This window comes from Caldisericia bacterium (assembly GCA_021158845.1).
GTDB lineage: Bacteria > Caldisericota > Caldisericia > B22-G15 > B22-G15 > B22-G15.
Genome location: JAGGSY010000157.1, coordinates 1 through 7,280 on the forward strand (window position 1 = coordinate 1; position 7,280 = coordinate 7,280).

Annotated in this window: 8 protein-coding genes; 4 read left to right on the forward strand and 4 right to left on the reverse strand. The window is 37.0% G+C overall.

Going from position 1 to position 7,280, the window contains the following annotated elements; all coding sequences use genetic code 11:
- From J7J33_05510 to J7J33_05525, 4 genes are all read left to right on the forward strand, one after another.
- Positions 1-1,175: HD domain-containing protein (locus J7J33_05510; GenBank protein MCD6168735.1), on the forward strand; the 1,175-nt coding region annotated here is incomplete at its 5' end.
- Entirely contained in the window at positions 1,175-1,723 is a 549-nt protein-coding gene (locus tag J7J33_05515) for a DUF5317 domain-containing protein (GenBank protein ID MCD6168736.1), read from the forward strand. The genes J7J33_05510 and J7J33_05515, both read left to right, overlap by 1 nt.
- Before the next feature lie 13 nt (positions 1,724-1,736).
- Positions 1,737-3,392, forward strand: a complete 1,656-nt coding sequence (gene tadA, locus J7J33_05520) for a Flp pilus assembly complex ATPase component TadA (GenBank protein ID MCD6168737.1) — start codon at positions 1,737-1,739, stop codon at positions 3,390-3,392.
- Entirely contained in the window at positions 3,389-4,594 is a 1,206-nt protein-coding gene (locus J7J33_05525) for a type II secretion system F family protein (GenBank protein MCD6168738.1), read from the forward strand. Before tadA ends, J7J33_05525 begins: the two co-directional genes overlap by 4 nt.
- Here the strand turns inward: J7J33_05525 and J7J33_05530 are convergent.
- From J7J33_05530 to J7J33_05545, 4 genes are all read right to left on the reverse strand, one after another.
- Positions 4,591-5,130, reverse strand: coding sequence for a hypothetical protein (locus J7J33_05530; protein ID MCD6168739.1), 540 nt, complete (start codon positions 5,128-5,130; stop codon positions 4,591-4,593). The two genes, J7J33_05525 and J7J33_05530, sit on opposite strands and share 4 nt — an antisense overlap.
- Entirely contained in the window at positions 5,123-6,514 is a 1,392-nt protein-coding gene (locus J7J33_05535) for a hypothetical protein (protein MCD6168740.1), read from the reverse strand. The genes J7J33_05530 and J7J33_05535 overlap by 8 nt, the downstream gene beginning before the upstream one ends.
- The gene (locus tag J7J33_05540; GenBank protein MCD6168741.1) at positions 6,511-7,053 is read right to left on the reverse strand and encodes a hypothetical protein; all 543 of its coding nucleotides are present in this window, start codon (positions 7,051-7,053) and stop codon (positions 6,511-6,513) included. The genes J7J33_05535 and J7J33_05540 overlap by 4 nt, the downstream gene beginning before the upstream one ends.
- The coding region (locus tag J7J33_05545; GenBank protein ID MCD6168742.1) for a hypothetical protein at positions 7,050-7,280 on the reverse strand (231 nt) is incomplete at its 5' end. The genes J7J33_05545 and J7J33_05540, both read right to left, overlap by 4 nt.

Consider the following 7,280-nt stretch of genomic DNA (forward strand, 5'->3'; position numbering starts at 1 on the left):
AGTTTTTTTCCTTCAAATTTGAGGGGAACATTCTAATTTTTATATTTTTGTTAGTTTTTATTTCCCTTTCAGATCTTTACCGCGTGGAATTCACATTGATAAACTCCAATAGGGTATCTATAACCTTATCTCTCCCGGCTACCTTTGCTTCAATATTTTTGTTCAATCCACTTATTGCAACCCTTGTTTCCTCCATTGGCGGTATCATAGGGGATATGCTGAGGAAAGTAGAATGGTTTAAGACAATGTTTAACTTTTCTCAGTATGTCATCACCGTTGGTATCTCCTCCCTTGCTTATAATTTTATAATATCTCTTGAAGGAAAAGAGTATCCACTTTTAACCGGATTCTCTGCTGTAACTGTTGCAGGTCTCATCTATTTCCTTCTCAACTCATTCCTTGTATCTACAATAACAGCTCTTGTTTCAAAAAGCAGGGTTTTAGACACCTTTCTCTTCATGTTTAGAAGGAACGAGATACTGCTTCAGTTTTTATCAATGTTTATTTTAGGAGGTTTGTTTGCCTATATATTAAAGACAGAACCTCTCGCAATGATTCTTCTTATCCCCCTCTTTATTTCTGTCTATTACTCCTTTAAAAGGCTTTCAGAGACAGAGGAAGCTGCAAAGAACTTTATGGAGGTTATTGCAGGGATAGTTGATGATTTTGACAAATATACAAAGGAACACTCTGAGAATGTTGCAAGAATCTGTGAGAAGGTTGCCAATGAGATGAAGATTGATCTTGTAGCGAAGAGGAAACTTATAATGGCAGCCAAAGTACACGATTTTGGTAAGATCGCTGTTCCACAGAAGATTCTGAATAAGAGGGGAAAACTTACAAAAGAGGAGTATGAGAAAATAAAGGAGCATCCTGTCATTGGTGCAGAACTTATGAGTAAATTCCCTTATCTTAAGGAGGTTTCCACCATAGTTAAGTATCATCATAAGAAGTTGGATGGATCAGGTTATCCAGAGGATGGTGTTTCAAGAATACCACTTGAGGCAAGAATTCTTACAGTTTGTGATGTGTATGAAGCTCTCACATCTGAGAGGCCATACCGAGATGCATGGACAAAGGAGGCGGCTATAAGGTATCTTGAGGAAAACAAGAGTAAGTTTGACCAAAATGTTGTCATGGCATTAAAGGAACTTTTCAAGAGAGGGGAGGTTTAGTGCTTTTCATTCCCATCATAATAGGAATCTCCTTAATCGTTGGGTATTTAAGGGGAGGTTCCATTAAAAATTTTTCAAATGTGGAGTTTAAGAACCCGATTTTTATCTTCATAGGTTTTTTGATACAGGTGATTATCTTTTCATCCTGGTTCCAATCATCCAATTTTAAAAACTACACAGGAATCCTTTTCATAATTTCATACCTTATTGTTCTCATCACCATTTCCTCAAATTTTCATCTTAAATCCATGAGAGTTATAGGTTTAGGATTTTTCCTGAATTTTCTCGTGATTCTCTTTAACTATGGTTATATGCCAGTTTCAATTAAGGCACTCCAAAGTGTTGGTGCACACACCAAAATTGAACTTCTAAAGACCTATACAAGGTTTAACAACTGCGTTTTAATGAGTAAAGACACAAATCTAAATTTTTTAGGAGACATAATACCAATCCCTATATTGAATCAGGTGATAAGCATAGGAGACATATTTATTCTTCTTGGTTTCTTCCTCTTTATTCAGGAGGGGATGTTTTATAGGAAATCCTGATATAATTAAAAAAATGGCAGAGAGAAAACCCCTTGGAGAATTACTCCTAAGCAAAGGTATTATAAGAGAAGAGGACCTTAAAAAAGCTCTTGAGGAACAAAAAAAGACGGGCGTTCCCCTTGGTCAGATCCTCATAGATATGGGACTTGTATCTCCAGATGTGATTGGGAAAGTGCTGGGAGAGCAGTATGGTGTGAGTTATAAAAAGATCTCAGACATTCTCATATCACCAGATGTTGTAAATCTCATCCCTGAATCTATTGTGAAGGAGAAAAAGATTTTTCCTGTGAGGAGAGAGGGTGATACCCTTGAAGTAGCTGTGCTTCCACCGGTAAATCCCCTTGTCATTGACGAGATAAGGGACATAACAGGACTTAAGATAAAACCATTTGTGGTAACAGATATGGAGTTTCAGAGACTCTTGAATCAATACTTTAACATAAAAACAATGGCATCAAAGACCCTTGGCGATGTAAAAGTGGAGGAGGAGAGAGAGAGGATTGTTCCTGAAACACCAATAGTAAAATTTGTCAATTCTTTAATTGAGGATGCAATAAATCAAAATGCATCAGATATACATTTTGATCCAGAGAAGGAATACACAAGGGTTAGATACAGGATAGATGGAATGCTTATTGATGTGATGACAGTTCCTAAGGGTGTTGATGATTCTATAATATCAAGGGTGAAGGTGCTTTCTGGTATGGATATTGCTGAAAAGAGAAGGGCGCAGGATGGAAGATTCTCCATGAAGATTCATGGGAAAGAGTATGACTTTAGAGTTTCCTCCATCGGTACAAGATTTGGTGAGAAGTTGGAGATGAGGATATTAAACAAAGCACAGGTTCTAATTGAGCTTGAAAGACTTGGGATGCTTCCATCTCAGCAGAAGATTTTTGAAAAGATAGTAAGTAAGCCATATGGTATGGTTCTTGTTACAGGTCCCACTGGAAGCGGGAAAACCACAACCCTCTACTCCACATTAAACAAACTCAACACACCAGAGAAGAGCATAGTAACAATTGAGGATCCAATAGAGTATGAGTTGAAGGGAATTGTCCAGATACAGGTAAATCCCAAGGCAGGCATAACCTTTAGCACAGGATTAAGATCTCTTTTGAGACTGGATCCTGATATTATAATGGTTGGAGAGATTAGAGATCTTGAGACGGCAAAAATTGCCTTTGAAGCTGCATTAACAGGTCATCTTGTCCTTTCAACCATCCACACCAATGATGCTCCCTCAACCCTTGTAAGACTCATTGATCTTGGTATTGAACCGTATCTTGTCTCATCAGTTGTTATAGGGGTTGTTGCCCAGAGACTCGTAAGGACAATATGTCCTGTGTGTAAAATTGATTATAAACCATCCAGAGAGGAGATGGAGATACTCTTTGGGGAGGTAAAGGAGGATGTTCTTCTAAAGAAGGGAAAGGGATGCAGTAGTTGTAATTTTACAGGCTATAAGGGAAGAACCGGTGTTTTTGAGATACTTCCCATCACAAGAAGGATAAGAGAGATAATTAAGGGTGGTGAATCTTCGGAGATAATAAGAATGGAGGCAGAGAGGGAGGGGATGATTTCTCTTATTGAAGCTGGTTTTGAAAAGGTTAAGATGGGAATTACAACCCTTGAGGAGGTATTAAGGGTTATAAGGCTTGAGGAATGATATTTAAGTATATCGGAAGAGATGAAAGTGGAAGCCCTGCAAGGGGTGAGGTAGAGGCAAATAGCGAGGAAGAGGCAAGGAATCTCCTCCATGAGAGGGGTATTCATATAATAGAGATTAAAAGGTTGAGGACAAGAAAAGTTGTATTAAAGAGGATTAAACCTGTTGATATAATATTTTTTGCAAGGCAACTCTCCCTCCTCCTTAGATCAGGTTTTACCATACTTGGCGCCCTTGATGCAGTTGAGGAAAATGTAAAAAAACCTTTCCTAAAGCAGATTATAGCTAAGTTGAGGGAGGATATAATTGGTGGAGAATCCTTCTCAGAGAGTCTAAGAAAACTTGGAGATGTTTTTCCAAGGGTGTTTATTGAGACAGTTCATGTTGGAGAGGCAACGGGAAATCTTGACTCTGTTCTCTTAAGAATTGCAGATTTCTTTGAGAAAGAGGAGGAGTTGAGAAGGAAGGTAAGAAATGCCTTTACATACCCAAAGATAGTTGTAAGTTTAATACTTATAGCAGTGGTCTTCATCCTTGTAACAATTGTTCCTGTTTTTACAAAGATATATGAAAGTGCCGGTGTGAAACTTCCCCTTCCAACAAGGATACTTATATCTGTATCCAATGGAGTTATTCACTATTGGTGGGTAATTGCCATTGCTATCTTTATTATCTATATCCTGTTTAGAAGTCTCTCCTCCACCAAAAAGGGAAGGGAGAGGATAGATGAGTTTCTCTTTAACATGCCTACGATACTTGGAAAGATATATAGAGAAAATATCTTTTTAAGAATCTCCCACACATTTGAGACACTTATAAGGAGTGGAATATCCATAGGTGAAGCCTTTGAACTCCTCTCTCAGATTGCTGGAAATCTTACCATCTCAAAAGCAATTGATGAGGCAAGGGAGAAGATTATGCAGGGTGAAAGTATAAGCAGGGCAATTTTAGAGACGAAGAAGTTTCCCCTGATATTTACGAGGATGATAGCGGTAGGAGAGAGTGGGGGAAATTTAGAGGAGGTCTTGTCTGAAATGACAGGTTATTTTGAGAGAGAGCTTGATTCTGATATAAAGAGGTTTGTTGCACTCCTTGAACCAACTCTTACAATAGTTCTTGGAATAATAGTTGGATTTATTGCCTTTGCAGTATACCTTCCACTCTTTGATATGGCAAGACTTATTACAAGAGGGGGACACTAATCCTCATATATGGGGAAATCAAGGGAGAGGATGAGGGAATAGTTAAAATCTTCGCCCCCCAAGAGTAGATTTGCTCTCCTCACAAGGATTAGGTGTTCATAATTTTCTAAAAATGAGATAAATTTTTTTACTTTATCCATCTTTCCAGAGATTTCAAGATCTACAGAGATTAGAGAATACTCCTCATCTTTTGAATCTTTAATATATATAGACTTCAAGTTCAAACCAAAGGAGTTTAATCTCTCCTCAAGTCCATCCACAAAACTTTCAAACTCATCCCTTTTAAAAAACTTCTCCTTTTCATTTTTTATCTCAATGGCAAGTTTCTCTGTCTCTTTTTCCATATTTCCAAGCTGAGTAAACAACTCACTCCTCTCTGATACAAGTCCTGTTAGTTTGTTTAGTGTGTTCATCTTCTTTTTCCAGCCAAAGAATTGATATCCAACAAAAGCTGTAAAGAATATCAATTCAAAAATAAGTATATACTGCATAACTCTTTGAACCTTCTTTATCTTTGGGACATACTCTTTAATCACCTTTCTCTCCTTTAATCTCAATCTCTATTGTGGATGCCACACCCTTACCTCCTCTTTTCTCCATCCTTCCTATCCTTACATCTGAAAAATATCCACTCTCAATCAACCTTTTCCTGTAAGAGAAAATTGATTGGAATCTATTTCCAACAACATTCAAATTGATATGATTCTCTTTATCCATACTTATACCCACTATCACAACATCTCCCTTGAGGGAATCTATCTTTGATATAAGTGATAATTTAATACTTTCAAACTCACCTGTTACATCCTTCAATTTTTTAAGCTCATCGGAGAGTCTCTTGTACTCCTTTTCAACACCTTTCAGATCTTCAAGAGACCTCTCAATCCTTTTTAGATTATCCTTAGTTCCTCTAATTGCCATATCTGTTGTTTTCTGTGAATTTATAAGGTATGTGGAGAGGGAGATGATGAGAACACCAACGATAAATATGAATAACCCTAAAAAGAAAGTCTTTAATTCATCCTTTGGTCTCTCAATTATATCTCTTGGTATAAGGTTTATATTTACCCTATCCCCCAATCTTGAAAGGGAAAGTCCAATTGGTGCTAAAAGATGGATTGGAACTCCCTTTATTTGATCTTCATTCTCTATCTTTATCCCCAGTTTATCTGATAAAGAGCTTAAAAGTTTCTCAGGAATTTTCTCAACACCAGATATGAGCATCTTTTCAACTATCTTCTTTTCCGCCCTTGAGTAGTAAGAAATAGTATTTGAAACCTCATTTACCCACTGCTCTTCATTGTCCTCCATATTCTCAATTCCAATATCAAACTCTCTTAAAAAAAGAATATCTTCATCTTTAAAAAATATAAGTGTTGTCTTGAATGTGTTTAAAAAGACAAGTGCGCCTGAACCAGTGAGATTTTTCTTGTTGAGAAATTTAATTGCCCTAAAACAAGATACTGGATTTAACTCTATTCTACTCAACCCTAATCCAGCTTTCCTTATTATATTTATCCATCTAACGACCCTCTTTCTTGGAATTGATACCAAAAGGATTCTCTCCCTCCCATTCTCTTCGCCCAACTTAACTATGTTAAGCACTGGATAGTCATTCTCAAATATCTTGTATGAGGAGATTTCGTCAAGTAGTATCTTCCTCAAATCCTCCCTTGGCATCTTTGGGTATGTGCCAATCTTTATCGTTACCTCCTCCTCTGGAATTCCAAAGGTTACATCCCCTGCCTTAAGTCTGTTCTTTCTTACAAATTTCCTTAAATCTCTTACTATATGAGAGTCTGATGATGTATCAATCTCTCCCTCTCTCAACTTATCAATGGAGACCTTCCCTCTCTTTAAAATTGAGAGCGAGGATAGTATCTTTCCATGTGTTATGGTTATTCCAAGAAATTTTTTCATTCTTTCCTGTTTCTTAATGTTACCACACTTTTCATATCTACACGAGAGGTTCGCTCAGGATCAATTTTTGAAATAGCTGAAATTGAAACCTCCACCACCCTAACCCTTGCTGGATCAGTTGTTCTATCTCCATCCTCATCGTAGTATGTAAATTGTAATTTTAGAAGAACCCTATCTTCATCTGGTGTGTCTGGATTGTTGTAGTATGGAACATAACTCCTTCCATTATCATCTTCCCTCACTATAAGATAGTTGGATGTATCAGCTGAAAATATAATTTTCATTTCATCCCTTCCATCATTCAAAGGAACTATAAAACCTACTTTAGTCTCCTCACTTATTCCAACATCCTTTGCCTGTCTCAATGTATCAGTTATCTCATTCATTGCATCGTTTATAACAGAAACCGTTTTGTATGAAGGATTTGCTGTGTGAAAGAATTTAATTGTGCTATCAAAGTATAATACGAGAGGTGTTATGATTATTGCTATAAGGGTAATAGCTATAATTGTTTCTATAAGGCTAATTCCCTTTCTCATTCTCCCTCCACACAGACATCATCAAAGTATATTCTTGTATTCTGATTTTCTCCCCTAAGCATAATTGTTCCAGATGTAAATTCTGAATCTGATGCACTTCCTGTATCAGAGTCAAAGAAATAGCTTATGTTGCTCCCATCAAATTTAAGTCCAATTCTATGAATCGGTGTGTAGTTTCCAGAGAAAAATTCCAAAGAGGAAGGAAGAGATAATAAAGTATATGGTGG

What these genes read in the sequence shown, in the direction of transcription:
- tadA (MCD6168737.1), top strand. Translation starts at nt 1,737, where the DNA reads ATGGCAGAGAGAAAACCCCTTGGAGAATTACTCCTAAGCAAAGGTATT.
- J7J33_05540 (MCD6168741.1), bottom strand. Translation starts at nt 7,053, where the DNA reads ATGAGAAAGGGAATTAGCCTTATAGAAACAATTATAGCTATTACCCTT.
- J7J33_05525 (MCD6168738.1), top strand. Translation starts at nt 3,389, where the DNA reads ATGATATTTAAGTATATCGGAAGAGATGAAAGTGGAAGCCCTGCAAGG.
- J7J33_05535 (MCD6168740.1), bottom strand. Translation starts at nt 6,514, where the DNA reads ATGAAAAAATTTCTTGGAATAACCATAACACATGGAAAGATACTATCC.